Source organism: Bacillus sp. FSL K6-3312, assembly GCF_038007485.1.
Lineage (GTDB): Bacteria > Bacillota > Bacilli > Bacillales > Bacillaceae > Bacillus > Bacillus pumilus.
On record NZ_JBBOXI010000001.1, the window covers coordinates 1,010,066 to 1,036,395 of the forward strand.

The following is a 26,330-nucleotide window of genomic DNA, read 5'->3' on the forward strand; positions in this document are numbered from 1 at the left end:
ATGTTCGTTCGGGTTATAATAAGAACAAACGTTCGATAGAGGGGGATGGACATGCTTTGGTATGAAACAGCAAGTATCACGGAGAAAAAAACCTCAATGAAACGAATTGAGTTTCATTTGAAGAATTTCAAAAATTACCAGGCTGCGATTTTAAATATCGAAAGACAGCTTGAAAAAAGAAGTACGCATCATTTGGATCACATGACACGGAAGAAGTTAGAACAGCAAAAAAATCAGTATGAACTCATCGTTGCTTGTATTGAAACAGCACTAAAAGAGCTGGATGAGATAGAGAAGCAGCTCATCGATTACAAATACTTTCGAGATTGGCGTATGGCCAAATGTGCGATGGAAATCGGCTATAGTGAAAAAACCCTCTTTTTAATGAAGCGCCAGCTTATGGATCAACTGCTCATTAGCTTAGCTGCGATTACCAATATTTAAAAAAGGTGTTGTCCTATTTGATAGAACGCAGCAAAGAGACAGAAAGACCCGATGATTGTCGTCAATAAGTAGACAGCAAGTTTTCCGTTTTGCCGCTGCTCTAGCATGGTCGCAGACTCTACACTAAACGTAGAGAATGTTGTGAAACCACCGAAAAAACCTGTTCCAATGATCACAAGCAGCGGATGATTGGCAGTCACGGCACCTGTCAGTATACCTAAACCGGCAGCACCTAATAAGTTGATGAGAATAATACTGTACGGGAAACGAGCATGAGACTTAGTTTTCTGTATCGATTGGCTAATGAAAAAACGAAGGGCGCTGCCAATCCCGCCGGCAATAGCTGTATATAAAACGATCATTTATCTGCCTCCTCTCTGCTGCTTATTTTGATGAAAGAGCTGCTGAGCTAGCATTAGACCACATAAGGCAGCGGCTACTCCGGCAATGACTGAGAGCAGGATGTAAATCACACTTGAAGTGAATTGCCCAGTCTGTAATAAAAGAATCGTTTCTTTAGAAAAAGTGGACATTGTCGTAAAACCTCCGCAAAAACCTGTTCCGATCAAAGCGGCAAGATATTTTTTTCCCTTCTGGAACATAAAATATCCTGTTGAAAAACCAAGAAGCAGACTGCCTGTTACGTTTTCGATTAGCGTTGCATAGGGGAATGTTTGGCTGACGATCGATTGGCTTAGTTCATATCTGCAAAGTGTCCCAATCAGTCCACCAATAAATACGGCAAGATACGCTTTCATTTACATCATTTCTCCTTTAGAAAAAATGGCGGGTGATCCGTCACCACACCATCAACGGGATATTTTTTGATTCGATCGGCTGTTTTTTGATCTTTCACAGTCCATATAAACACATCCATCCCGAATGCGTGGATGCGGTCTATCCACCACCTGTTGATCATCGTTTTTTTCATATTAAGACAATTTGCAAACGAACTGTATGCCGTTAACTTTCTTTTCGTCAGTTTAAATGCATTGGGCTTTATAATCAAAGCTGTTCGAAGAGAAGGGGCGAATGCTTTGATTCTTTGCAGTGCATGATCATCAAAAGATTGAATCATGATATGACGAGAATAGGCAAACCGATTGATGATGCGGGCAACTGCCTTTTCAATTCCTATCTGCCGTTTTGGGTGTTTGATCTCGATCAATATCCCAATCCGCTGGCTGTATCTTTCAAGAATCTCTTGTAATGTTGGCATTCGTTCATTCGTGTACTGTTGGTCAAACCAGCTTCCTGCGTCCAGTTTTTTCAACTGATCAAGTGTATAGCTTTTGACTAAGCCGGCCCCGTTCGTCGTTCGGTCAACTGTATCATCATGGATCACGACGACGTGCTGGTCCAATGTGAGCTGTACATCTAATTCAATATAATCTGCACCCTGCTGAACAGCTAAATCAAATGCAGCAATTGTATTTTCTGGGGCAGCGCTTGATGACCCTCTATGCGCAATAATATACACATGCTCCAGCTCCCTGACTTAAGTTCTGGTCTTATCATATCAAATGCTTTACCGTTTTTCCTTCTTTACTATATGGACGAAAGAAGAGCTGTATGTAATGGTGAAGCGGATTGCTAAGAAAGTATGATAATACAAATGTGATAAGTTGCAGGAATATCCCAAGCCATGATTGAGTAAATCTGAAGTACATCAATTTTTTCTTCGATCAATTTTGTCCAAATCGTCAGCGTTCGCCAAAATATTAGTGCTTTCGTCATGTTGACTGAAAATTCTGATGTTTTATAATGATGAAAAGGAGGCGAGATGATTGGGTAAAGGGAGAATTAGAGTGGAAGAACGTATTAAGGTCGAAACGGATGCTGAAATGTTTAAAGCGACTCTCCTTGATCAGGCTCAGAAGAAAAAGTAGTTTGCTGCCCGTCGATATGTCTCTAGCCAAAATTTCATAATTGAACATCATGCCTCGGGACTGGTCCCGAGGCTTTTTATTTAGAGGTCAGACATTTATGAGAGGACATAAACGAAGGTTATATTATAAACTAGAGAGGATTGTTTTAAAGGAGAGAGACAAACATGTTTACACAAAAATGGATGGATACATATTTTACAGTAGATGTTGCGATCCAAATCGGTATTAGCCTTTGTATTTTATTGCTTTTTTTATTGCTTCGGAAAGTATTTACGAAGTACTTATTTCATCTTCTCTTTAGGCTGACCAATCGGTCTAAAACGGAGGTCATTAACCAAATTGTTGTGGCATTCGAAAAGCCAGCCAGACTGTTTTTTGTCGCACTTGGGTTATATTTTGCGTTAAGACAGGCACCATACTTTGAGCATCATATGGATGTCATCGTCAAATTATATAGATCCTCCATTATATTGATGCTGACGTGGGGGCTTTGTAATTTAACCGCAGCTTCTTCTTTCTTATTTCAAAAAGTAAATTCGAAATTTGAATTAGAAATGGATGATATTTTAGCGCCGTTTTTATCGAAGGTGCTTCGTTTTATTATTATTGCACTAAGTATTAGTGTCATTGCACAGGAATTTAATTATGATGTAAATGGACTTGTGGCAGGTCTTGGTCTAGGGGGTCTAGCCTTTGCGCTTGCTGCACAGGATACGGTGGCAAACTTTTTTGGAGGGGTCGTCATCATTACAGAGAAGCCTTTTACAATGGGCGACTTTGTGGAGACGCCAAGTGTTCTTGGGACTGTCGAGGACATTACATTTCGAAGTACAAAATTTAGAACACCTGCTGAAGCTGTCGTGACAGTTCCGAATTCTACGCTTTCAAAGGAACCAATTACGAACTGGACGAGAATGAATAAACGCCAAATTACGTTTTCCGTACGTGTATCCTACAATACACAAAAGGAAAATCTGGATCATTGTATCAAACGTCTCAAACAAATGCTTCATGAACATGATGGGGTGCACAAGGAGACAATCATGGTGAATCTCGATGTACTGGCAGACAGTTATTTGAATTTATTTTTTAACTTTTACACAAACACGACGGCCTGGGCTGAAAACCTGAATATCAAACAGGACATTAACTACCGTATTATGGATATCTTCCATGAAGAAGGTGTAGAATTTGCCTTCCCTGGACAGACCATTTACATGAAACAAAAAGGTGAAAAACAGCTGAGTGAATAAAGGAGGAAGGATGAGTGGATCAAACAAAGGTGGCAGTGCTAAGAGAGAAATTAACGCAGGCTTCACATATAATGGTACTTTCAGGTGCGGGTATGAGCACGGAATCAGGTATTCCTGATTTTAGGTCAACAGGCGGTTTATGGACTGAAGACACCGCTCGCATGGAGGCGATGAGCCGATCCTACTTTTTATCAAATCCTCATCAATTCTGGCCGAAATTCAAGGAATTGTTTCAGATGAAAATGAGCGGGGAGTACGAGCCGAATAGCGGGCATACCTTTTTAGCCAGCCTTGAGAAACAAGGAAAACTTGTAGAGATTTTTACCCAAAATATTGATGGCCTGCATAAAAAAGCAGGAAGCCAGCATGTATATGAACTTCACGGCTCCATTCAAACAGCTACTTGCCCATCATGCCAAGCGACATATGAACTGCCTTATTTATTACAAGAAGAAGCGCCTGTATGTCTAAAGATTTCCTTAGACGGACGGACATGTGGACAAGTGCTGAAAACAGATGTTGTCCTTTTTGGAGACAGGGTCAAACATTTTGATCAAGTAGAGAAATCACTTCAGCGAGCGGACCTTCTGCTCGTCATGGGGACTTCCCTAGAAGTAGCGCCAGCAAGATATATTCCAGAAGATGCCGCTCAAAATCCTTCCATCTTCAAGGTGATGATGAATTTGAGTGAAACAGAATACGATCCACTGTTTGATCTTGTCTTTCATGAACGAATTGGCGATCTCGTGAAAGCTTTATAAATCATCAAAGACCCCGCATCCAAAAAAGGAGCGGGGTCTTACTTTATTGTTGTAGCGGCTTCATTGTTTCATCAAGGACTTCAAATGTATAGCCCTTCGCTTTTAGCTGTGTGAGCAAACTGTTTAAGTATTTTGCTGTCGCTGGCTGATCGTGCATTAAGATGATTTTTGGTTCTTTTGGATGTTTTGTCTCTAGCATTTGCAGCTGATTCAATACCTCTGGTACATATTTAGAGCTTTTATATTTCCAGTCAAGACTGTCAATTGTCCAATCCCAGTAGATAAAGCCTTTTTGTTTTAAACGTGCTTTTTGCTGATCCGTTAAATTTGGAGCGCTGCCATAAGGTGTTCTCACAAGGTGTGTATACTCTCCTGTGACAGAAGCCAAAATGCGCTGATCTTCCTTCATCTCATTAACGGGAGAATCACTTTTTTGATAAAAGCGTTTCACATCATGTGTGATCCCATGAAGCCCTAACTGATGACCTTCTTGATGAAGTCTTTTCACAGCTGCCGGATGTTCTTTAATCTGTGGCCCAAGCATGAAGAATGTGGCCTTTACTTGATGTGCCTTAAGCACATCTAAAAGCTGGTTTGATGTCGCTGACGGACCATCATCGAAGGTTAAAAAGATCGTTTGATTCGTTACATGTTTGTTTGGGTTGATCTTAAAATGTGCATCTAATGTTTTCGTAGAATCATCTTTTGCTTTCAGACTTGTGCTTGTGTCTCGGAATTGACTGCTCGCAGACATTTTAGCCGGCTGATCTGCTGCCTGCATATTGGTTTTAGATATATCCCAAATAAAAAAGAGGATCAGTGACAAAATCACTAAACCAATCGCCTTTGAGAGCAGCATCGTGTTTGAAGGTGTCTGTTTTTTCGTAACCCGTTGCATTTCAATCGCTCCAATAAATCAAAAATTTGTGTCGAATCATGTAGTAGATTCTGTCTTTTTTCATTGTTTTTTGTCGTGTTCATATGGAGTAAGTATACAGGAAAAAAGAGCCTATGAATATAGAAGATGCTAAAAAATTGGAATCTTTTTGGTTATGAGTCTATGTTTGTTACAATAGAAAGTTGACTATTTACCATGATGTGAAATAATTCTGAATAATCATTGAAACGTACCCATTTATCCGCTAAGATAGCATCAGATTCAACCATTAATGCGAAGCGAAGGGGAGATTCCGTATGAAAGTATTGTATAATGACGATTTCATTGAAAAAAAGGATGCACATGTGGATATTGAAGACAGAGGCTATCAATTTGGTGACGGCGTCTATGAGGTCATCCGTGTATACAATGGGAATTTGTTTACATTAAAAGAGCATACAGAGCGTCTGTTCAAGAGTGCAAAAGAAATCGGCATTCATCTTCAAGGTGCAGTATCAGATATGGAAGAAAAGTTAAAACAGCTCGTCGCCCATAACCAATTAACAGATGGCGGTGTGTATATTCAAGTCACGCGGGGCGTCGCACCTCGTAAACATCAATATGGCAATTCTCTCACTCCTCAAATTACAGCATATACGTTCCAGGTGAAAAAGCCTGTTCATGAGCAGACAGCTGGTGCAAAGGCTATATTATCTGAGGACCTTCGCTGGTTAAGATGTGATATTAAAAGCTTAAATCTTTTATATAACGTCATGGAAAAACAGAAAGCATCTGAAGCTGGTGCGTTTGAAGCCATTCTGATTAGAGACGGTTTTGTGACAGAGGGTACTTCCTCGAATGTATATGCCATCATTGATGGCGTGATTCGCACACATCCCGCAAACAATTTTATTCTAAACGGTATTACCCGTAGAAAGCTTCTTGAAGTATGTGATGAAGAGGGATGTAGCGTTGAAGAAACGCGTATAAGTAAAGAAGAGCTGCTGCGCGCGCAGGAAATCTTCATCAGCTCGACGACGGCTGAGGTCATTCCGATTGTTGAAATTGATGGTCAGCCAGTAGGTGAAGGCGTTCCAGGAGAGTTGACAAAGCGTGTACAGGAAGGCTTCCAACAAAAAATTAAACAGGAAAGTGAAGCATCGATTTCTTCATAAATAAAAAGAGGCTGTAAACGAATGTTTACAGCCTTTTGTGATTCTTTTATTTTACAATAAGCACAGGTATATCTGATTTTGATGATAACTTTTCACTTACACTGCCAAAGAGCATTTTTTTCAATCTGCTTTGGTCACGGGCTCCCATGACGATGAGGTCTGCTGAAATGTCTTCAGCATATTCGATAATCGCTTCCGCTGGTTCCCCCTCAACAATTTCAATGGCAGCTTCAAACTGCTCCTCATTTAAAAGCATTCTTGCTTCTGCAACGACCTCTTCTGTATGATCTTCAAAAATCAAAGGACTTTGCTGTTCATCATGAGGTACATACACAGGGGGTGTTTGAAGGTCTGCCATGCCGCCGCCGATATAAGCTCCGCCAGTCATTGGGCGCGGTGCATCAAACACCTGTCTGCTTGATTTGCCATCATGTGCATAGGCAACGGTCAGCTTGGCATTCAAGGTTTTGGCTAAAGCGATTGCCTTTTTTAATGCTTTCTTACTGTCTTCATGTCCATCAAACGCAACGACCATCCGATCAGCTTGAAACAATGTCCTCATTCCTTTCAAAAGGAGTCTTTACACTCATGGTATACCCGTTATCTGAAAAAGATACACATGAAGGCGGTGAACTTTTTGTTAGAAAATTTCATTTATTGAAAAATATTTATTGACAAAATGGTGACAGCCACTATAAGATAAAAAAAGATTCAAGAGCCAAAAGGAGGAAATGTCATGTGCAACATCATTGGAAGAATGAAATCAAACTGTATGAATGGGTTGATTCACGTGACAATTACACCTTCATTGGTCATTGAAAAGGGACTCGTATGTTCCAATTGATCGGATGAATCAAGGCGTATGTTGCGTATTTGTCAACATGCGCCTTTTTACATGACGAAAAGAGGCGTACCAGATAGCTGGTTGCCTCTTTTTTTGTTGTATTCATTTCGCATTTCGAAATAAAGGGATGAAGATCAACAAGTAAATGAAGAGGAGTGAAAGCATGTGAACATGCCAAAAACAAGACAAATGACAAAAACCAAAAAAACAATTCAAGGTGACAGCCAAGAAAATCTAGAAAGCGGCTAGCTTTAAAAGGAGAGACACACATGTTTTCAGTATTTACGAAATTAGGCTGGTTCTTCAAACAAGAGTGGAGGCGTTATACGATCGCCATTACACTCCTGCTCATTGTGAATGTGCTTGAAATGCTGCCGCCAAGATATCTTGGGCAGGCAGTTGATGACATTCGTTCTGGTCAATTTACAACATCCAGTATAATGTTTTATGTCACTATTTTTTGCTTGCTAGGTGTCGTCGTCTATACGCTGACATATTTTTGGATGTATCAGTTATTTGGCGGCGCAAATGTCATGGAGCGTGTAATGCGCGGGAAACTCATGCGCCACTTACTTAAGATGACACCTACCTTTTATGAGAAGAAAAAAACAGGTAACTTAATGGCATTAGGTACAAACGATTTGAATGCTGTAGCTTTAACGACAGGTTTTGGCGTTCTGACATTGGTGGATTCCACTGCTTATATGCTGATGATCTTTTTTACGATGGGGCTGACGATTAGCTGGAAATTAACTTTAATGGCGATTATCCCTATGCCGCTAATGGCGCTCTTGATTGCGTATTATGGCAGCAAGATTCATGATCGCTTTACAGTTGCTCAAGATGCATTTGGTGATATGAACGACCGCGTCCTTGAATCAGTCGCAGGCGTCCGGGTCATCCGGTCTTTTGTACAGGAGAAGCAAGATGTCGAACGCTTTCGTCAAATGACTGATGATGTATTTCAAAAAAATATGAGAGTGGCGGTCATTGATTCATTGTTTGAGCCGACAGTGAAATTACTTGTCGGTGTCAGCTACTTAATAGGAATTGGCTACGGAGCCTATCTTGTATTCCAAAGCGATTTAACCATTGGTGAGCTTGTCGCTTTTAACGTCTATCTTGGGATGATGATCTGGCCAATGTTTGCGATCGGCGAGTTGATTAATATTATGCAAAGAGGAAATGCGTCGTTAGACCGGTTGAATCATACACTCAGCTACAAGCCGGATGTCACAGACGCTTCTCAGCCAAAAACGTTACAAGAGCCTGGCGATATTCGGTTTGACCAAGTGACATTCAGGTATCCAACTTCCCCTAAAGATAATTTAATTGATGTGTCCTTTAGAGTTCGAAAGGGGCAGACGATCGGAATTACAGGCAAAACAGGAAGCGGTAAAACGACTATCGTAAAACAGCTTCTGCGCCAGTATCCAACAGGTGATGGTCAAATCCTGCTATCAGGAGTCCCAATCCAAGAAATCGAATTGGATCAGCTATTTCAATGGATCGGATACGTACCGCAAGATCATATTCTTTTTTCTAAAAGTGTAGAAGAGAATATGCGTTTTGGTCATCGAGACGCAAAACAAAATGAATTAGCACAAGCGATCAAAGATGCTTATTTCGAAAAAGATTTACGTCTGTTGCCAGAGGGTCTCGAAACCATGGTCGGAGAAAAAGGTGTGGCGCTGTCAGGTGGACAAAAGCAGCGAATTTCCATTGCACGCGCTTTATTAATAGATCCCGACATTTTAATACTGGATGACTCGCTTTCTGCGGTAGATGCAAAAACAGAAACCGCTATTTTAGAAAATTTAAGGCAAAATCGTCATGGGAAAACGACGTTTATTACGACTCATCGTCTATCAGCTGTTGAGCATGCAGATCTCATACTTGTCATGGAAGAAGGACGCATCGTCCAAAAGGGAACTCACGAAGAGCTCATTCAGCAAGATGGATGGTACAAAGAACAATTTCTACGTCAGCAGCTGACAAACCAGCTGGAAGGAGGGGATGAGGCATGACAACAGGAAGAAGACTCCTTGCCTACGCACTCCTTTATAAGAAAGTACTGTCTGTTGCCTTGATCTTTCTCATCATTGCAGTAGGTGCTGAACTGACAGGACCATTTATTGGGAAGAAAATGATTGATGATCATATTTTAGGTGTAGAAAAGCCTTATGTCGAGGTCAATGAAAAAACAGACAAAACCGTTTATTACCAGGGAAATAACTATATACGAAGCGATCGATTAGACAGTGGTATGGAATCTGGAAAACAAATCAATGTGGTGCAAGTCGGATTCGGTTACTATTTTGTGAATGAGCCGATTCGCTTTGATGGAAACCGAAAGATCTCGGGAGATCAGCTTACCATTGAAAATGGAAACGAGCACGAGACCTATCAAGTACAGCGTTTATCGAAAGAGGAAATTTTCTCTTTTTATGAGCCGGAAATCAGTGGTTTGGTGCAGCTTGTTCTATTTTATCTAGGGCTTCTCGTTATTGCGATTTTCTTTCAATATGCGCAGCATTATCTGTTACAGCGAATAGCCAACCGAATTATTCAAAAAATGAGGGTGGATGTATTTGAGCATATTCAAACACTGCCTATCCGGTATTTTGATAATTTACCTGCTGGAAAGGTCGTAGCGAGGATTACCAATGACACAGAAACCATTCGTGATTTATATGTGACAGTCCTCGCTAATTTCGTGACGAGTGCGATTTACATGATAGGAATTTATATTGCCATGTTTTTATTAAATGTGAAGCTGGCACTCATTTGTTTAGTGGCGGTACCGATTATTTTCCTATGGTCGATGACCTACAGAAAGTTTGCATCAGTGTACAACCACCGCATTCGTTCGATCATTAGTGACATCAATGCCAAGCTAAATGAAGCCATTCAAGGGATGACCATTATTCAAGCGTTTCGTCATGAAAAAGTGACGAAAGAGGAATTTGATGAGCTGAACAACAATCACTTTCGATATCAGCGAAAGATGCTGCATTTAAATTCACTTCTGTCGCATAACTTGGTTAACCTGCTTCGGAATTTAGCCTATGTGGCACTCATTTGGTATTTTGGCGGTGCGTCCTTAAGTCCGACGGGCATTGTGTCAATTGGTGTGCTCTATGCGTTTGTCGATTATTTAAATCGATTATTTCAGCCGATTACAGGTATTGTGAACCAATTCTCGAGATTGGAATTAGCAAGGGTTTCATCGGAAAGGGTTTTCCGATTATTGGATGAGCCAGGAACAACAGTGGAAGAACCTGTTCAAAAGAAAATGGAGGGACACGTTCAGTTCCAAGATGTCACCTTTGCTTATAATGAAGGAAATAATGTATTAAAGAACATTACGTTCGAGGCAAAAAAAGGCCAAACGGTTGCACTTGTGGGGCATACTGGTTCTGGGAAAAGCTCGATCATGAACTTGCTGCTGCGTTTTTATGACATTCAGCAAGGAGACATTCTCATTGATGGAGAAAGCATTTATCGCCAGTCTCGGCAAACGTTGCGGAAACAAATGGGCATTGTGCTTCAAGACCCGTATTTATTTTCCGGAACGATTGCATCTAATGTCAGCTTAGGAAATGAAGACATTAAAAGAGAAACGATTGAAGCATCATTAAAACAAGTAGGCGCAGTAGAGTTATTGAAGCATCTGCCAGAAGGATTTGATGAACCAGTCGTTGAAAAGGGAAGTACTCTTTCCTCAGGGGAACGTCAGTTAATTTCATTTGCTCGTGCACTAGCGTACGATCCAGCGATCTTAATTTTAGATGAAGCCACCGCAAACATTGATACAGAAACAGAAGCGATCATTCAGCGAGCACTTGATGTCGTCAAAGAAGGACGAACAACTTTTGTCATTGCTCACCGATTATCCACCATTAAGAAAGCCGATATGATTTTGGTTTTAGAAAAAGGGGAAATTGTCGAGCGGGGTAGTCATGATCAACTCATGCAGCAAGAAGGGCTATATGCGCAAATGTACGAACTGCAAAAGGGTGCTGTGGCAAACAGTTGATGAATCACAAAAAAGAGCCTATTCATATTGAATGAGGCTCTTTTGATTTGCATAAAAAAGTCGAGAAATCGTTTTTGACCTCGATCTTTACTCGTTATGCGTCATTAGTAGGCAATGCCGACGCGTTGATGTACAAATTCCTTCGAATTTAACTGCTGATATAAAAAGTGTGCGGTATCTTCAACTGAAATTTTCTTTCCATCTATAGGGAGAAAATCTTTCTCATAGCGATATGACCGTGTCACTTCTCCGTCTGGTAAATAGGTTGGACAAATAATGGTCCAATCTAAATCAGTCGATTGAAGGAGTTCAAACGCTTTGGCATGCTCCTTAGCTGCTCGGGAAGTGGTCCGCCTTGATTCATTTGTTTCAAAACGGTAAAGTTCCGGCTGCTGCCTTGCCTTTAAAATACCTGCTGTACCTATTGTAATAATTCTTGATGTATTTGATTGCTTCATGGCTTCTACGATATGCTCCATTGAAACAGATAATGTATCATCACCATCTGTCGATAGACAGCTCACAACAATATCTGCTCCTTTGATCGTCTCAAGCACATCTTCTCGATTTCTTGAATTGCCGGTGACTTGAAACATACCCGCAAGCATTTCTTCTCGGTTTGTCCGAATCAATGAACGAACTATGTAACGATCATCTACTTGAACGAAACGAAGAAATGCTTGTCCTACACGTCCATGAGCACCGAAAAGAGCTATTTTCATCTGTTCGATCCCTCCACTACATACTATAAGTGAAAAGAACCGAAAATGGTACAACTTTTATGTGATGCTTTTTTTATAAAGGTGAAAGGACCGAATACTATGAGCATATTCACATAATAGAGAGATACCTACGAATTGTAGAAGTTCAAAGTTCATACCGGAAATAATGTCCATGAAGATCCGCTCCTTTCTACTCCATGATATGAGTTGGAAAGGAGATTGGTGAGGGAGAATAATAAAAAAAGAAGACACCTTAAGAGGTGCCTTCTAATATCCAGATATGAAATTAAGCTTTTGTTCCACCCATGTGTTGTTGCGCGTAAGACACAAGACGTTTTGTGATTTCTCCACCAACTGAACCGTTAGCACGAGCTGTAGTTTCTGCTCCAAGGTTAACGCCAAATTCAGAAGCGATTTCGTATTTCATTTGATCGATTGCTTGCTCTGCTCCTGGAACTAGTAATTGATTTGAACTATTAGAATTTGCCATGATGTGAATCTCCTTTTTGTATATGATTTGGTTTTTGGTTGGGTTTGCTGGAATCGCACCAGCGAAATGATCAAGTCATTTGCCACTTGGCGAAACCCAATGCAGTAACTGCTTTGTACTAAGTATTATGGTGATTTTCGAAAAAAACATACGAGAAAAGAACATGGTAAATGTTGTTCAACATGCAAAAAAGCCATCACTCAATCATGAGTGATGGCACTGCATATATCTCTTTATTCAGCGGAACGGATGCGGAGCTCCGTATCCGAATCAAAGAAGTGGGCTTTGTTCATATCGATGGCAAGAGGTATAGATTGTCCGGCCTGAACCTCGGTACGAGAATCAACACGTGCAATAAAAGACTGACCATCGAGAGAAGAGTAAAGCATCGTTTCTGCTCCCATTAATTCAGCAACTTCTACGTTAGCATCAATCTTTGTGCCCTCAGACGCTTCTATAAACACGGGTTCATCATGAAAATCTTCTGGTCTGATACCAAGGATGATATCTTTTCCTATATAACCTTGGCTGCGTAATACCTTCATCTTTCCTTCTGGTACACGTATATGCGTTTTTCCAACTGCAATGGCACCGTCAGAGAGCTTTCCTGTAAAAAAATTCATCGCAGGAGAACCAATGAATCCACCTACAAATACATTCTCTGGATTTTCATATACATCCTTCGGCGCTCCAACCTGCTGAATAAAGCCATCTTTCATTACGACAAGACGAGTAGCCATTGTCATAGCTTCAGTCTGATCATGTGTGACATAGATAAATGTCGTTTGCAGACGCTGATGAAGCTTAGATATTTCAGCACGCATTTGAACGCGAAGTTTTGCATCTAAATTAGAAAGCGGCTCATCCAAAAGAAAGACCTTTGCATCACGCACAATTGCTCTCCCGAGTGCAACACGCTGTCTTTGACCTCCAGACAGTGCTTTTGGTTTCCTGTCTAAATATTGCTCAAGGCCTAATATTTTAGCGGCATTTCGAACCCGCTCATCAATTTCTGTTTTCGGGAACTTCCGCAACTTTAATCCAAAAGCCATATTATCGTATACATTCATGTGAGGGTATAATGCATAGTTTTGGAAAACCATTGCGATATCCCGGTCTTTTGGTGCTACATCATTCATCCGTTTTCCGTCTAAAAGAAAATCCCCTTGTGAAATCTCTTCAAGTCCTGCAATCATGCGAAGGGTTGTTGATTTTCCGCACCCAGATGGACCAACAAATACAACAAATTCTTTATCTTCTATATGTAGATTAAAGTTGTCTACTGCTGTTACCTTGTTATCATACACTTTATAAATTTGATTGAGCATCATTTCAGCCATAGATGATAACCTCCCCATTTACTTGTTGAAAGCGCTTTACTTGTAAATAAAGTGTATAAAATGGGGAAGCGTCTGTAAATGGACAACGTGCACAACATCTCATTTTCATTTTTGGGCAGGGTGCTCATGTCACTGAATGTTATGAAAGGTCGAGAAGATTCATCATAAAATAGACGGCAGATGCTTCTGGAAAATGTCGTATATCAATTCCTGTTCGCTCAATAAATTTATCAATTCGATATTGAAGGCTGTTTCTGTGAACATATAAAGCTTTTGCTGCCTTAGATGCATTTAAGTTACATTGCATATAAGTCATGAGGGTACGGTAAACGTCCCGATCAAGGACCGCCTCTTTAAAAGCATCTGAAATAGCATGAGAGAGGGCGGATTCATCATAACGTAAGAGTGAGGGTAGACATTGATAAATTGTGCAAATCCCTGACCTAGGCTTAGCTCGCTGCATATGGCCCAAGACAAGCTGCTGTTCTTTTAACAATTTATTCTGTAAATGTTCATTTGGCAAATGGAGCTGTCCTTGTAAAAAGACTGAGTCTGTTAAAAAGTCACTTGTAATGGCTAGAGACAAATCATATAGTAGCTCTAATTGACTATTTTCTGATGTAGCGTTTGTTTGAATCAGCATCGCTGTATGAGCGCCTGTCCAAATGAAATGAGTTTGTTCGAGGCTGTGGACCACAGCCTCTTTTATTTGCTGCCTTTGTTCTGCTTGATGTGACATTTTAAAATAATATACACGGACGGGGTGCTGAACAGTTAGTGGTTTGTTATCAAAAAGATAGCTGTACCATTTTTGTTCATCCTCAGTCTGCTTTGTGTGAGAAAGATCAATTGGTGTAAGGAAAGTATTGAGGAGAAGTGTTTCTCTAGCTGTAAGCTTTGATTTGTCTACTCCAAATAATTCGCCTTCGTCTGTTTGGTACCAAAGAATTTGATGATCATCTGTAGGGGAGCTGATGATATGCTCTCCGTAAACAAGCTTTAATTTTTCTAACATGGCGAAGCTCCTTAAACAGTTTAATCATAGACATGGAATAGCATTAATTCGTGGATTTCTTCTTTTAATGTTGGTTCGACTTCATGGGGCGGAAGCTGAGAGCCCCATTCAATATCACCTGTTTTGTGGTAGATGCCTTCGTAGTGCGCACCATTGTGAAAAAAGGATATTTTCCAGCCTGGCAATTGTGCTTTTTTAAAGAGAGGTTTCCATTGAAAATGAGAAATCATATCATTATTGCCTCCTTGCTTTTATTGATGAAACAATAAATAAACACGACAATACGGAAACAACCTTGAACTTGATTTTATTGTATCTCATCTGATGAAAAGAGCATAGGAAAAGCATAGATTTCATAGCACCCTCACTTTAAAACGAAAAACATTCAGTAGACGTTTGTATGGTCTGTAGTTGTTGAGGTCGTTTGTGAAAGGTAAGATGCGTAATCCATGATTCTTTTGCCGATCAGCCTTTCTGAGTTTCGCAATGAGACATGCTGGAAAACCTCGCGGCCAGGGCGAGAATTGGCTTCAAACATCCAGATAGCTCCTGTCTGATCAATACCTAAATCAAAACCGATTTCACCAATATGACCGGACATTTTTTCATCAATTACCTGACTAAGCGTGATGGCCGTATAAGAAAGCTGCTCTAAGATTTTGAAACGCTTCTTCTTTTCTGGAAAAACATCATAAAGTGTTCTCACGGAGCCACCATGTGAATGGTGAGTCGTGACGGTGTGATTGCCAGAAATTTTTGCTGCTGCTGCTGTGACTGTCCAATGACCGTACTTATTTTTATTGGTATGGACTCTGAAATCCATTGGTTGATTGTCTATTTGAAGAAGTGCAATGCCTTGTTGAGCCATAAAGTCTTGAACCGCGTGATCTTTCCGGAGATTGGTCACGAAATCCTCTAATGATTCATATGGAACAGCTCTTCCTTGATTTGAGCATACAATGATTCCATGAGCCTTCTTGTTTAATTGATAAATATCGTCGCCGTGACTGCCGTTTGACGGTTTTAAGTAAATGACCTGATGTAGATGGAGGAGTGTTTCTATTTTATTTAGAGCGTCCACCGGGTCCAATTGAATGGAATGTGGAAGAAAAGGACATGTTTTTTCATCTGTTAACAGTTGTTCATGAATATCCCATTTGTTAAAAAAATGAGGGTTGAACCAAGGAATATCATAGTCTTGAGTGAGTTTGCGTTTTGTTTCTTGAATGAATGCTGACTGAGCAGTCTTTCTACTTGGAAGACGGTCGTAAATGACTGAAGGCAGGGGCATCTGTTTTTTAACCCATGTTTGCTGTTGGTACAACAATCCTTCTACCATTCCTTTATCCCAATCAATAGAATGAGTACCAAAAAGATAGGCAAAACCGGCATGTTGTTTGAAAGAGCGCAGCAGTTTGATAAAAAAGTCTGATCTCGTTCCGAGTGGCTGCGTGCTTTGCTCAAAACCTGCGGTGAAAATACCAAGCAGTGGCCCTAAAAACAGGGTATGATCAATGGCGATCACATCAGCTTTTGATTGATAAGGAATTCGTAAATCTCTATATAGATCTTCTGATAATAAAATTTTCTTCGGATGTTGATGATAGGAAACGGTGAAGTCATCTATTAAACGGGAACCTAAAGCAAGAGAATAGATCGCCTCCTGCTGTTTAAAACGGACGGGAAGATGAATTGTTTTTTCACTTGTGGGATGAGGAGCGATGATGCAGCGATTTTTGTTCATAAGATACCTCCTTCGGTTGAGACTTCATCGATTGGGCATGTGCAAGAATGGTACGAATCAAATGATTTTCCTTGTCAGGATAAGCTTTTAAAAAAGCGGATCGCCCTGGTTTTGATCTTATATTTGATATGAAAAGCCTGCCTTCACTTGTATGAAGTAAGTCTACAGCGAATTCAAAGCAAGGGGAAAGGGTTTTATCTATATATACTGGCAGAGATGCTTGAATGGATGCAATATCATCTAAAAGAAGCTCTTTGATGTGCGGAAGCAAGGTGTTTATATAGTGATCAAAGCCTATCATGGCTGCTGATTTTTGTGTAATGCTTAAATGACTATTTTCTGTAGGTGATTTTGTGTGAATTCCTATGCGATTCCACTGATTTTGTGAATCTTTCATCAGGAAAATCCTTATTTCATTGAATAAAAAGTCTTTTTCATCACTCGTCTGAAAAAATTGAAGGAAATATCGGCCTACATATTTTTTACACCAACGCTCTATATCTGATGGACGCGAAAATGTGATGACTTGCTCGGGACTTAGCTGAACAGTGAAAGTGTTGTCTTTTAAGAAAATGAAGTAAGTAGATGCTGCATGGTGTTGAGAGAGCGGCTGCATTTTACAATAACCGTCTTTCCTTAACATGCTGAGAAGGTCTGATGTCTTTTTTAATAATGAGCAGACAGGTAAATATGGCTGTAAAGCAGGGAGAAGGCGGAGCTGCTCGAATAGCATCATTTTATTTGAAATACCTGTATTCAAAAAATCTGTTTTCGGATACTTTTTCAGCCAATCCATGATTGGTTTTGCTTTTTTAGATTGTGCGTCATGCTTGTAAAGGCATCGATCGTAAATCAAGTCAGGAATCTCAAATTCTGCTGCGACGAATCCATGACCATTCGTATATGTTTGACCTTGTATCAAATTTGAAGCCGGCTTTAAATCAAGTGGTGTAAAACGGACAACCTTTAAACCATAAGCAGGGGCAGCTTTGGCTAGCCCACGTGTGAATGTCTCTTCATACTTCGGTGAAAGGGTCACAATACCTAATGTTGATGTCATTAAAAAACACCTTCTTTTCAACTTCTTTTTTTACCAGCAGAAAAACACTTTTTTATGATTTTACATAAAGATTGCGCTCCTTTATCATTACGACAGATCGATTGATCATATGTCTAGCAGCATGCTTCATTTGCTTGGGAACTTGACAACAACTATAATACGTATAGGTTAAAACAATAAACATCGGGTGTTATTTGAAAGGTTGATGACGACTTTGAATATATTCACAACGTTTATCTTTATGATTGTGATAGGCGCAGTCATTGGAGCAGCAACAAACCATCTTGCGATTAAAATGCTTTTTCGCCCTTATAAGCCGTATTACTTATTCGGGAAACAGCTTCCTTTTACACCAGGGCTCATTCCGAAAAGAAGAGACGAAGTAGCCAAGCAAGTTGGTGTCATGGTGATGGAGCATTTGCTCACGCCAGAAGGTATTCAAAAGCGATTTGAATCATCGGAGGCAAAGCAAGAAATCTTACATACAGTCCATCGATATATTGACAAAGGCGCTGAAATGGAGATAACAGTGCTATCTTTGCTTGAAAGCTTCGGCGTATCACAGGCTGACGTCAAAGCAGATGAATGGATCCATGAGTGGTCTGATCATAAGCTCAATTCACTACTTGAAAATTATAATGAGCAAACTTTATCTGAATTGCTTCCGCAAGATGTGGAAAACAAAATATCTTCAAAAATTCCAGATGCAGCAGATTATATTTTAAAGAGAGGGATTCATTATTTTGAAAGTGAGGAAGGAAAATCAAGACTCGGTAATATGATTGATGATTTCTTAAAAGAAAGAGGAATGCTCGGCAGTATGGTCCAAATGTTTCTAGGAAATTCAAGCTTAATTGATCGGGTACATCCTGAAATCATCAAATTTTTAAGAAACGCAGAGACAAAAAGGTTTTTATCAGATTTGCTTGTTCAAGAATGGGACAAGGTGAAGCAGTTCTCTCTACATGAGCTTGATGAAAGATGGAATGTGAAGGAACTTATATTTAGCGTGAAAAACCAATTGCTTTCTCATTTCTCAACCAAGCTGATATTAGACAGGTCAGTTGGGTCATATGTCAGTGCTGTAGCGGATGATCTTAAAACACACGTTGCACCAGTACTGATTCAAAAGGGGATCAGTGCGGCATCAAATGTTTTAGAGGGTCTGCTGGCAAAGTTGCAATTTGAAGACATCATTCGTGAACAAATTGAACTTTTCCCGCTAGAAAAAATGGAAGAGCTTGTCGTCAGTATTTCCAATAAGGAGCTCAAGATGATTACATTCTTAGGCGGTCTTTTAGGCGGATTAATTGGCGCAATCCAAGCAATCTTTGTCACGTTATTTTAAGACAGACTAGAGAAATTTTGATGAATTCATTGTATATATGTGAAACGAAAGCCATAGTTTGTTATAGTGGAGTGGTGTCCGCCGATCATATCGGTGATAACGGATAGAAAGGAGACATAACATGTCTGTAAATGTTTATGATGTTGCATATGACCTTGAAAAAGCACTGCGTCATAGCGAAGAATATTCAACTTTAAAAAATCTTTATGATGAGGTAAACGCGGATGAATCCTCTAAAAGAATGTTCGAGAACTTCCGTGACATTCAAGTAAACCTTCAACAAAAACAAATGACTGGTCAAGAGATCACACAAGAAGAAGTGGAGCAAGCTCAAAAAACAGTAGCCCTTGTTCAACAGCACGATAAAATCTCTCAGTTGATGGAAGCAGAACAACGTGTGAGTGTTCTCATCGGAGAATTAAATAAAGTGATCATGAAGCCTCTTGAAGAGCTTTATGGGAATCCAGAAGAAAATTAATGAAAAGGGCGATGATATTCGCCCTTTTTTTATTTCACATGTTCCCTGTCTAACTTTTCAAAAAAAGGTTGTCGAAGCTCATAAATTCTGCGATAATACTTATATTGAAAGTGCTTTCAAATGAGCGCTCTCATGGGACAATTGGGTGCGTTTCACTTGGGATTTATGGCGATTAGCCAAACGAGAGAGAAGCGCTTCTGGGAGAAACACAAAGCATAAGGGGATCTGATATAAGCAATGCTTTGGTGTGTGAAAGATAAGGGGATCATGGGGAGCTTCATCACCTCATTGTGACGCATCCAAACCATACATAAAAAAAAGCCTAGGGGTAGGCTTTTTTTATTTGCAAAAGATTCATAACACACAGAGCTCTTTTAACTGCATGTTCTAAAGCACCAAGCTAGGGCATATCCTCATCGTAAGTACAGTCATCAAGAAGGGGGATGCCTCAGTGTCAAAAAAATTACTTGCACTCAATATAGATGGAACGTTACTTCGTTCCAATGGAAAAATCCATTCCGCTACAAAAGAAGCTGTGGAATACGTGAAGAAAAAAGGGGTTTACGTGACGCTTGTCACCAACCGGCATTTTCGTTCCGCACAAAAAATTGCCAAGGCGTTGAAGATTCCAACGTCAACCCTTGTGACGCATAGTGGTGCATTTATCGCGAATAAACTCGATGAGCCGCTTCATGTGAAGAAACTAACGGAAGAAAAAACGTTTAATCTTGTACAAATTCTTGAAAGCTTTGATTGTAATGTTCGCTTGCTGCATGAAAAATTCTCGATTGGCAACCGGAAAAAAACGCAGTCACAGCTGATGGGAAAGACGTTGATTCATCCGTCTGATCCAATTTTCTATCCCGTGCAATTTGTTGAATCGCTAAGTGATATGCTGATGGATGAACCGGTCAGTACACCAGTGATTGAAGTATATTCAACCGCAGAGCTTCAGCCTGAAATTCACCGAACCATTCAACAAGCTTTTCCATCTGTCGATCTTATTCGGATCAGTGATGAGAAAATGAATATTGTATGCAAAGGCGTATCGAAAGAAGCGGGGCTTTCTCTATTGACCTCAGCATTAGGTTTGACTTTAGAAGATACGGTGGTCATTGGGCAGGGAACAGATGATATCCCAATGCTCGAATTGGCTGGCTTAGGCGTTGCGATGGGAAATGCACCTCATACTGTTAAGCGTAAAGCCGATTGGGTGACACGTTCGCACGATGAACAGGGAGTCGCTTATATGATCAAAGAATACTTTAGAATGCAGCAAAGAGAAGGATTTTTACATCAATTCGATATTAAACGATAATATAGACGAAGGCCCTGTCAATTAAGAAATGGCAGGGCCTTCAACTGTTCCAGTCATTGCTTTTCCTACATAGATTTTGTAAAATGAAACAAGTTTGAAGATAAAGGTGATACGATGCGAATTTTAATTAAAGGGCTGTCAGATGAACGATTTCATCGCCCGCTTGTCAATATAGCCAATTTATTTGAAGAAGATAGTGAAGTGCTGTTTGATCCAGATGAATTGGAAGATGGCTTAACCATGGTGTTTAGCTGGGAAGAAGAAAATGGAACGGTGGAAGCATCTGGCTATATCGCTGGGTCAGACATCACTAGTCGTTTTTCGCGAGACGTCCCAGAGGGCTTGAATGACAAGGAGCGCTGGAAGCAAATCAAAAACACAGTGCTGTCTGTTTATTTACATCTGCTTCAGGAGCACACAGGAATGACGCAAAAGTGGGGTATTCTCACAGGGATACGTCCTACAAAATTACTTCATAAGATGCTGAGAGAAGGTATGACAAAGGAAGATGCGCATGCTGCATTAAAGCGTGATTATTTGATTCATGATGAAAAAATCGATTTGATGCAGGAGATTGTTGACCGTCAGCTTCAAGCGATTCCGGATCTGTATGACCTTCAGCAGGAAGTAAGTATTTATATTGGTATTCCTTTCTGCCCAACAAAATGCGCTTATTGCACGTTTCCTGCTTATGCGATTAAAGGACAAGCTGGAAGAGTGGGAACGTTTTTGTTTGGTCTGCATTATGAGATGCAAAAAATTGGTGCTTGGCTAAAAGAACATGGGATCAAAGTGACGACTGTTTATTTTGGCGGAGGTACGCCGACAAGTATCACTGCGGAAGAAATGGATTTGCTGTATGAAGAAATGTATCGCTCGTTCCCTGATGTGAAACATATACGGGAAGTGACTGTCGAAGCAGGACGTCCTGATACGATTTCGCCTGATAAGCTAGAGGTGCTAAACCGATATCATATTGACCGGATTAGTATCAATCCACAATCGTATGAGAATGAAACACTGAAAGCCATTGGCCGGCACCATAGTGTAGAAGAAACGATTGAAAAGTATCACTTATCAAGACAGTATGGCATGAATAATATTAATATGGACTTAATTATTGGTTTGCCAGGAGAAGGGCTCAAGGAATTCCAGCATTCCTTGCAGCAGACTGAAGAACTTAAGCCTGAATCTTTAACTGTGCATACGCTCTCCTTTAAAAGAGCGTCTGAGATGACACGCAATAAGGACAAATATCAAGTAGCTGACCGAGAAGAAATCACACGTATGATGGATGAAGCGGTCGCTTGGACGAAAGCACATGACTATCATCCTTATTATTTATATAGACAAAAAAACATCTTAGGGAACCTTGAAAATGTCGGGTATTCATTAGATGGACAGGAAAGTTTGTATAATATCATTATTATGGAAGAAGTGCAGACAATCATTGGGATTGGATGCGGTGCTGCTAGTAAGTTCATTGATCCACGTTCAGGAAAAATTACGCAATATGCCAATCCAAAAGATCCAAAATCATATAATGACCGTTATGAACACTATACTGAAGAGAAAATTCAATTTCTTGAGTCATTATTTGTTCCTCACGTTTAAACACTGCGGTGACGCAGTGTTTTTTTCATTTGTAAAAGGGTATATAAGTGAAAAAAAGTTAAAGCAGGTGTACATATGATTGATGTGATCGGAATTGGGATTGGACCTGCCAATTTAGGTTTGGCGGCTTTGTTAGAGGAGTATGAAGATGTTTCATGCTGTTTTTTTGAACAGGAGACTGAATTTGCTTGGCATCCTGGTATGCTGATCAAAGGAACGGATTTACAAGTCTCCTTTTTAGCTGATCTTGTGACGATGGCGAATCCAAGGAGCAGATATACATTTTTAAATTATTTACATGAATCAAATAGACTTCACCGGTTCTATACATTTGAACAGTTTGACATTCCGCGAAGAGAATTCAATGAGTATTTGTCATGGGTCGCAGGTGAATTAGATAGCTGTCAATTTGGGATGAAGGTAGAGGAAGTGACGGACTGCCAAGGTGGTTATCTTGTGAAAGTCCGGCGATTGAAGGATGGATCGCTTTCTGAGTATCGGGCAAAGCATGTCGTGCTCGGAACAGGGAGCAAACCGATGATTCCTGTCGATGTGCCTGATGCTGCACCTGATGCTGCACTGCCATATGTGACCCATAGCAGCCGGTATCTAGAGCAGCAGAAAGAACTTCATGAAGCTGAGGCGGTGACGGTCATTGGCTCTGGGCAGAGCGCAGCCGAAATCTTCTTAGACCTGCTTCAGCATCAGAAGAAAGGGCAGCAGCTATCTTGGTTTACGCGATCTAGTGAATTTAGAGAGCTGGAGACGGCTGAGCTTGGTCAGGAGCTGTTTACACCAAAGTACGTTGAATATTTCCATTCGCTTCCTTATGAAGAACGAATGAACACATTGCCTAGGCTGACTGGATTAAGAAATGGGATAGATGCATCGACGCTCTCACGCATTTATCAGGAATTGTATCATCGGTCTGTTTCAGGTGAAGAGCCATCTGTGATTATTCAGCCAATGACCGAGCTTGAAGCCATTCAGGTGGAGGAGAATCAGTCCCTGAAGCTGCACCTAAAGCAGTGGCAGCTAAAGAAAGAAAAGAGTATAACAGTAGATCGTGTCGTATTGGCTACAGGGTACAAACCGAATATCCCGGCATGGTTTAGTGCGTATGAACCTTTAATTGAATGGGAAAGTGAAGAGCATTTTAAAGTGACAGAAGACTTCAGGCTTGTGTTCAAAGACAAGCGTCCGCATCATTTCTTTACATTCACGCACCTAGATCACTCTCATGGAACAGCGGCGACCAATTTAAAACTATCCATCTACCGCAACCAGAAAGTGATTCAAACCATTCGTGGGGGCAAAGAAGCGCCAGTCAAGCAAGAAACAGCCTTTCAGCAATTTGAATAAGAGATGAAAAAGGGCCCCAAGCATAGGGTCCTTTACTATATAAAAATATATTTTTCGTTTCAATAATTATGCTTATTTTGGTATCAACTGATCCTGAAATTTCTTATGCAGGGGAAAAGGGATTATTCGGGTTGAAATGGAAGTAAGTCATGTGTTTAAAGAAAAGGGGGATGGGTGATGACATATATCAATTGTCAGCTAGACGGAGATATTTTTGAAATCGTTTTCAACAGGCCTGAGGCTTATAATTCATTTCATGTGGACATGTTTGCTGAATTCAAAGAGGCATGTGATGCAGCGGAGGAAAGCAGTGCAAAAGTCGTTGTGATCAAGGGCGTGGGAAAAGGGTTTTCAGCAGGCGGAGATATTGGCATGATGCTTAAGCAGGAAAGTGAAGAAGATTTCCATCGTGTGATGGATTTGATCGAGGGGATTACACTTTCTCTAGCTGGTATGAAAAAAGTGACGATTGCTCTTGTCCACGGGTCAGCGGCAGGCCTTGCTTTTAGCTTTGCTTTAAGCTGTGACTACTTGTTTATGCATCAAGATGCAAAGCTCGCCATGAATTTTAATGGAGTAGGCTTAATTCCAGATGGCGGAGGGCACTTTTTCCTTACAAAAAGAGTCAGTGAACAAACCGCGAAACAATTGATTTGGAGCGGACAAAAGCTTCCTGCTGAAGAAGCGCTAAAGCTGGACCTTGCAGACGGCGTGTTTCAAGAGGAAGTCGATGCGTATCAAAAGGTATGTGTGAAGCCGTTTATGAACATGCCGCTTCAAGCATTTATCGAGACAAAGCGAATCTATTTCCAGCAGTCAGAACCTGAGCTGCTAGCCGTTCTTCAAAAAGAGAGGACAGCACAGGCAAGGCTGAGGCAAAGCCATGATCATAAGGAAGGCATTCAGGCCTTTTTAGAAAAAAGACGACCTGTGTTCCAGAATGTATAAACGGATGTGAGGCCGGCGAATGCCGGCTTTTTTAACGTTCAAATAAAAGCAGCTTGCCTGCATCATCAACGAGCCGATGAGAATGCTTCGTGTATTGCTGTTCGATTAAGCGATGGCGACCTAATTCCTTTGCCTTTTCATCACTATCCGTTGTGATTTTTTCATTTAATAAAGTCTCACCCGATGGGTCAAATACAGTTAAAAAGTATGTCTTCGCCATTCCTCATCTTCCTTTCCTCTACTTTTCTATGTAATTAAACAAGGAATAAGATAAAACCTCTTTTTTAGCCCTTAAAAATGTGTTTTTTAGAATGAGAGTGATAGAACGTGCATTCGCAAAAATGGCATGATAAAATATGGACAATGACAGTATCGGACAAGGAGATAGACGTTTGACTATGCTCACCTTTATTCATGCCGCAGATTTACATTTAGACAGTCCATTTGCAGGAATGTCGAATATCCCTAGCTTACCCTTTAAGCGGCTCAAAGAAAGTACATTTCAAAGTGCGAAGAATATGTTTGATCTCGCCATTGCTCGAGCAGTAGACTTTGTGCTACTGAGCGGAGATTTATTTGATGAATCAAACCGCAGCCTGAAAGCACAGCTGTTTTTAAGAAATCAGTTTCTAAGACTGCAAACTCAAGGGATTGAAGTCTTTATTATTTATGGTAATCATGATCATTTAGGCGGTGAATGGACACCGATTGAGTGGCCTGAGAATGTGCACGTTTTTTCAACCAGTACCCCAAGTGAGCAATCCTACTATAGAGGAGATCAGCTTGTCGCAAGTATTTATGGATTTAGCTACAAAGAGCGTGCTGTCTATGAAAATATGACCTCACATTACGTCAAAACGACAGATGCTGCCTTTCACATTGCGATGCTTCACGGTACATTAGCTGGACAAGAAGGTCATGACGCGTACGCACCTTTTCAGCTTGAGCAGCTCGTTTCCCGAGATTTCGATTATTGGGCGCTTGGACATATACATAAGAGAGCCCTTCTGCATGAAGACCCGTTGATTATTTACCCTGGTAACATGCAGGGCAGACATATAAAAGAAACAGGAGAGAAAGGCTGTTACGTTGTTCAACTCTCCGAGGATTCTGCGACAGCGGAATTTATGAGTTGTGCGGATGTGATGTTTGAGACACTTGCAATAGACATCACAGAGACGGTTCATATGACGGATCTTGTGATCCTTGTGGATAAAAAAATCAGTGAACTGAAAAAGGATGGCGTCCCTCATTTTGTGAAAATTGAATTGACGGGTGAGGCTCCTCCTTACTTTGAGCATATGCAGCTTGAGTTGCTTGAGGAGCTGATGACCGTTCTTCATGAACAGGAAGAAGATGAAGATGTATTCGTTTGGGTGATATCGATTGATTGCCGAACAAATGAGGAAATCGCCTATCCAGAAGATTCTTTTTTAAAGGAACTCACTGCTGAAATTTCACAGTTTGAGGCATATGAAGAGCTTCTATCACCGATCAAGCGTCACCCAACTTATAGAAAGTCAGGAAAAGCTCTCACAATAGAGGGTGAAGTGGATATAAAAGAAGAAGCACAAAGGCTGCTGAAAGAACAGCTAAAGCAATTATGAGA

The 26,330-nt window shown here is 40.5% G+C and carries 27 protein-coding genes; 14 read left to right on the forward strand and 13 right to left on the reverse strand.

What is annotated here, in order from left to right:
• The first annotated feature begins 51 nt into the window (after positions 1-51).
• A complete protein-coding gene (locus MHI11_RS04885; protein WP_044140658.1) occupies positions 52-444 on the forward strand; it encodes a hypothetical protein in 393 nt (130 codons plus the stop codon).
• Here MHI11_RS04885 and crcB (MHI11_RS04890) read toward each other — a convergent pair.
• From crcB (MHI11_RS04890) to MHI11_RS04900, 3 genes are read right to left on the reverse strand one after another with little or no spacing between them, the layout of a single operon-like run.
• Positions 441-806 carry a fluoride efflux transporter CrcB gene (crcB, locus tag MHI11_RS04890; RefSeq protein ID WP_044140659.1) on the reverse strand — a complete coding sequence of 122 codons (366 nt, stop codon included), beginning with the start codon at positions 804-806 and terminating at the stop codon, positions 441-443. The two genes, MHI11_RS04885 and crcB (MHI11_RS04890), sit on opposite strands and share 4 nt — an antisense overlap.
• On the reverse strand, positions 807-1,202 hold the full coding sequence (crcB, locus tag MHI11_RS04895) for a fluoride efflux transporter CrcB (protein ID WP_044140660.1): 396 nt from the start codon (positions 1,200-1,202) through the stop codon (positions 807-809). It lies immediately after the preceding gene.
• A gap of 5 nt (positions 1,203-1,207) precedes the next feature.
• Entirely contained in the window at positions 1,208-1,924 is a 717-nt protein-coding gene (locus MHI11_RS04900) for a glycerophosphodiester phosphodiesterase (protein ID WP_044140661.1), read from the reverse strand.
• 307 nt (positions 1,925-2,231) lie between these two features.
• Between MHI11_RS04900 and MHI11_RS04905 the strand changes: the two genes are divergently transcribed.
• The 3 genes from MHI11_RS04905 (at position 2,232) to MHI11_RS04915 (ending at position 4,347) form a co-directional block, all read left to right on the forward strand.
• Positions 2,232-2,333, forward strand: a complete 102-nt coding sequence (locus MHI11_RS04905; protein ID WP_008359843.1) for a YhdX family protein — start codon at positions 2,232-2,234, stop codon at positions 2,331-2,333.
• 164 nt (positions 2,334-2,497) lie between these two features.
• Positions 2,498-3,586: a mechanosensitive ion channel family protein gene (locus MHI11_RS04910; protein ID WP_044140662.1), complete on the forward strand. Its 1,089-nt coding sequence runs from the start codon at positions 2,498-2,500 to the stop codon at positions 3,584-3,586.
• A gap of 29 nt (positions 3,587-3,615) precedes the next feature.
• Positions 3,616-4,347: an NAD-dependent protein deacylase gene (locus MHI11_RS04915; protein ID WP_376699993.1), complete on the forward strand. Its 732-nt coding sequence runs from the start codon at positions 3,616-3,618 to the stop codon at positions 4,345-4,347.
• 43 nt (positions 4,348-4,390) lie between these two features.
• On the opposite strand, the gene MHI11_RS04920 is transcribed toward MHI11_RS04915, so the two are convergent.
• Entirely contained in the window at positions 4,391-5,245 is an 855-nt protein-coding gene (locus MHI11_RS04920; protein WP_065098946.1) for a polysaccharide deacetylase family protein, read from the reverse strand.
• Positions 5,246-5,541: 296 nt separating this feature from the next.
• On the opposite strand from MHI11_RS04920, the gene dat reads away from it, so the two are divergent.
• A complete protein-coding gene (gene dat / locus MHI11_RS04925; RefSeq protein WP_065098945.1) occupies positions 5,542-6,399 on the forward strand; it encodes a D-amino-acid transaminase in 858 nt (285 codons plus the stop codon).
• 46 nt (positions 6,400-6,445) lie between these two features.
• Here the strand turns inward: dat and MHI11_RS04930 are convergent, their stop codons facing one another.
• The gene (locus MHI11_RS04930; protein WP_003210990.1) at positions 6,446-6,952 is read right to left on the reverse strand and encodes a universal stress protein; all 507 of its coding nucleotides are present in this window, start codon (positions 6,950-6,952) and stop codon (positions 6,446-6,448) included.
• 560 nt (positions 6,953-7,512) lie between these two features.
• Between MHI11_RS04930 and MHI11_RS04935 the strand changes: the two genes are divergently transcribed.
• Positions 7,513-9,270 carry an ABC transporter ATP-binding protein gene (locus MHI11_RS04935; RefSeq protein ID WP_065098944.1) on the forward strand — a complete coding sequence of 586 codons (1,758 nt, stop codon included), beginning with the start codon at positions 7,513-7,515 and terminating at the stop codon, positions 9,268-9,270.
• Positions 9,267-11,282, forward strand: coding sequence for an ABC transporter ATP-binding protein (locus MHI11_RS04940; protein ID WP_065098943.1), 2,016 nt, complete (start codon positions 9,267-9,269; stop codon positions 11,280-11,282). Before MHI11_RS04935 ends, MHI11_RS04940 begins: the two co-directional genes overlap by 4 nt.
• 104 nt (positions 11,283-11,386) lie before the next feature.
• On the opposite strand, the gene MHI11_RS04945 is transcribed toward MHI11_RS04940, so the two are convergent.
• The 7 genes from MHI11_RS04945 to MHI11_RS04975 form a co-directional block, all read right to left on the reverse strand.
• Entirely contained in the window at positions 11,387-12,004 is a 618-nt protein-coding gene (locus tag MHI11_RS04945; protein WP_044140667.1) for an NAD(P)-dependent oxidoreductase, read from the reverse strand.
• A 286-nt stretch (positions 12,005-12,290) separates the two neighbouring features.
• Positions 12,291-12,494, reverse strand: coding sequence for an alpha/beta-type small acid-soluble spore protein (locus MHI11_RS04950; protein WP_003210761.1), 204 nt, complete (start codon positions 12,492-12,494; stop codon positions 12,291-12,293).
• 233 nt (positions 12,495-12,727) lie between these two features.
• Positions 12,728-13,834, reverse strand: a complete 1,107-nt coding sequence (locus MHI11_RS04955; RefSeq protein WP_065098942.1) for an ABC transporter ATP-binding protein — start codon at positions 13,832-13,834, stop codon at positions 12,728-12,730.
• 139 nt (positions 13,835-13,973) lie between these two features.
• Positions 13,974-14,849, reverse strand: coding sequence for a helix-turn-helix domain-containing protein (locus MHI11_RS04960; protein ID WP_065098941.1), 876 nt, complete (start codon positions 14,847-14,849; stop codon positions 13,974-13,976).
• Positions 14,850-14,869: 20 nt separating this feature from the next.
• Positions 14,870-15,079 (reverse strand): YheE family protein, encoded by a 210-nt coding sequence (locus MHI11_RS04965; RefSeq protein WP_003211787.1) that lies wholly within the window; start codon positions 15,077-15,079, stop codon positions 14,870-14,872.
• Positions 15,080-15,234: 155 nt separating this feature from the next.
• Complete coding sequence (locus MHI11_RS04970) at positions 15,235-16,593, reverse strand: YheC/YheD family endospore coat-associated protein (RefSeq protein WP_340960547.1); 1,359 nt, start codon at positions 16,591-16,593, stop codon at positions 15,235-15,237.
• Positions 16,550-17,653: a YheC/YheD family protein gene (locus MHI11_RS04975; RefSeq protein WP_065098939.1), complete on the reverse strand. Its 1,104-nt coding sequence runs from the start codon at positions 17,651-17,653 to the stop codon at positions 16,550-16,552. The genes MHI11_RS04970 and MHI11_RS04975 overlap by 44 nt, the downstream gene beginning before the upstream one ends.
• Positions 17,654-17,867: 214 nt before the next feature.
• Here MHI11_RS04975 and MHI11_RS04980 point away from each other — a divergent pair, with 214 nt between their 5' ends.
• The 6 genes from MHI11_RS04980 (at position 17,868) to MHI11_RS05005 (ending at position 24,721) form a co-directional block, all read left to right on the forward strand.
• Complete coding sequence (locus MHI11_RS04980; RefSeq protein WP_065098938.1) at positions 17,868-19,001, forward strand: DUF445 domain-containing protein; 1,134 nt, start codon at positions 17,868-17,870, stop codon at positions 18,999-19,001.
• 121 nt (positions 19,002-19,122) lie between these two features.
• A complete protein-coding gene (locus tag MHI11_RS04985; RefSeq protein WP_012009440.1) occupies positions 19,123-19,479 on the forward strand; it encodes a YlbF family regulator in 357 nt (118 codons plus the stop codon).
• 451 nt (positions 19,480-19,930) lie between these two features.
• The gene (locus tag MHI11_RS04990) at positions 19,931-20,797 is read left to right on the forward strand and encodes a Cof-type HAD-IIB family hydrolase (RefSeq protein ID WP_065098937.1); all 867 of its coding nucleotides are present in this window, start codon (positions 19,931-19,933) and stop codon (positions 20,795-20,797) included.
• Between the two features lie 114 nt (positions 20,798-20,911).
• Complete coding sequence (locus MHI11_RS04995) at positions 20,912-22,411, forward strand: coproporphyrinogen III oxidase (protein WP_044140674.1); 1,500 nt, start codon at positions 20,912-20,914, stop codon at positions 22,409-22,411.
• Positions 22,412-22,486: 75 nt separating this feature from the next.
• Positions 22,487-23,773 (forward strand): lysine N(6)-hydroxylase/L-ornithine N(5)-oxygenase family protein, encoded by a 1,287-nt coding sequence (locus MHI11_RS05000; protein WP_340960548.1) that lies wholly within the window; start codon positions 22,487-22,489, stop codon positions 23,771-23,773.
• A gap of 177 nt (positions 23,774-23,950) precedes the next feature.
• Positions 23,951-24,721 (forward strand): enoyl-CoA hydratase, encoded by a 771-nt coding sequence (locus MHI11_RS05005; RefSeq protein WP_106064923.1) that lies wholly within the window; start codon positions 23,951-23,953, stop codon positions 24,719-24,721.
• Positions 24,722-24,752: 31 nt separating this feature from the next.
• On the opposite strand, the gene MHI11_RS05010 is transcribed toward MHI11_RS05005, so the two are convergent.
• Positions 24,753-24,941: a YhzD family protein gene (locus tag MHI11_RS05010; protein ID WP_065098934.1), complete on the reverse strand. Its 189-nt coding sequence runs from the start codon at positions 24,939-24,941 to the stop codon at positions 24,753-24,755.
• A gap of 172 nt (positions 24,942-25,113) precedes the next feature.
• Between MHI11_RS05010 and MHI11_RS05015 the strand changes: the two genes are divergently transcribed.
• Positions 25,114-26,328: a metallophosphoesterase family protein gene (locus MHI11_RS05015; RefSeq protein ID WP_340960549.1), complete on the forward strand. Its 1,215-nt coding sequence runs from the start codon at positions 25,114-25,116 to the stop codon at positions 26,326-26,328.
• Positions 26,329-26,330: the final 2 nt, after the last annotated feature.

Coding starts and splice junctions, on each gene's coding strand:
- MHI11_RS04935 (WP_065098944.1), top strand. CDS start 7,513: ATGTTTTCAGTATTTACGAAATTAGGCTGGTTCTTCAAACAAGAGTGG.
- MHI11_RS04965 (WP_003211787.1), bottom strand. CDS start 15,079: ATGATTTCTCATTTTCAATGGAAACCTCTCTTTAAAAAAGCACAATTG.
- MHI11_RS04885 (WP_044140658.1), top strand. CDS start 52: ATGCTTTGGTATGAAACAGCAAGTATCACGGAGAAAAAAACCTCAATG.
- MHI11_RS04960 (WP_065098941.1), bottom strand. CDS start 14,849: ATGTTAGAAAAATTAAAGCTTGTTTACGGAGAGCATATCATCAGCTCC.
- MHI11_RS04955 (WP_065098942.1), bottom strand. CDS start 13,834: ATGGCTGAAATGATGCTCAATCAAATTTATAAAGTGTATGATAACAAG.
- MHI11_RS04970 (WP_340960547.1), bottom strand. CDS start 16,593: ATGAACAAAAATCGCTGCATCATCGCTCCTCATCCCACAAGTGAAAAA.
- MHI11_RS05000 (WP_340960548.1), top strand. CDS start 22,487: ATGATTGATGTGATCGGAATTGGGATTGGACCTGCCAATTTAGGTTTG.
- MHI11_RS04985 (WP_012009440.1), top strand. CDS start 19,123: ATGTCTGTAAATGTTTATGATGTTGCATATGACCTTGAAAAAGCACTG.
- crcB (WP_044140660.1), bottom strand. CDS start 1,202: ATGAAAGCGTATCTTGCCGTATTTATTGGTGGACTGATTGGGACACTT.
- dat (WP_065098945.1), top strand. CDS start 5,542: ATGAAAGTATTGTATAATGACGATTTCATTGAAAAAAAGGATGCACAT.
- MHI11_RS04920 (WP_065098946.1), bottom strand. CDS start 5,245: ATGCAACGGGTTACGAAAAAACAGACACCTTCAAACACGATGCTGCTC.
- MHI11_RS04975 (WP_065098939.1), bottom strand. CDS start 17,653: ATGACATCAACATTAGGTATTGTGACCCTTTCACCGAAGTATGAAGAG.
- MHI11_RS04940 (WP_065098943.1), top strand. CDS start 9,267: ATGACAACAGGAAGAAGACTCCTTGCCTACGCACTCCTTTATAAGAAA.
- MHI11_RS04950 (WP_003210761.1), bottom strand. CDS start 12,494: ATGGCAAATTCTAATAGTTCAAATCAATTACTAGTTCCAGGAGCAGAG.
- MHI11_RS05005 (WP_106064923.1), top strand. CDS start 23,951: ATGACATATATCAATTGTCAGCTAGACGGAGATATTTTTGAAATCGTT.
- MHI11_RS05010 (WP_065098934.1), bottom strand. CDS start 24,941: ATGGCGAAGACATACTTTTTAACTGTATTTGACCCATCGGGTGAGACT.
- MHI11_RS04945 (WP_044140667.1), bottom strand. CDS start 12,004: ATGAAAATAGCTCTTTTCGGTGCTCATGGACGTGTAGGACAAGCATTT.
- MHI11_RS04910 (WP_044140662.1), top strand. CDS start 2,498: ATGTTTACACAAAAATGGATGGATACATATTTTACAGTAGATGTTGCG.
- MHI11_RS04995 (WP_044140674.1), top strand. CDS start 20,912: ATGCGAATTTTAATTAAAGGGCTGTCAGATGAACGATTTCATCGCCCG.
- crcB (WP_044140659.1), bottom strand. CDS start 806: ATGATCGTTTTATATACAGCTATTGCCGGCGGGATTGGCAGCGCCCTT.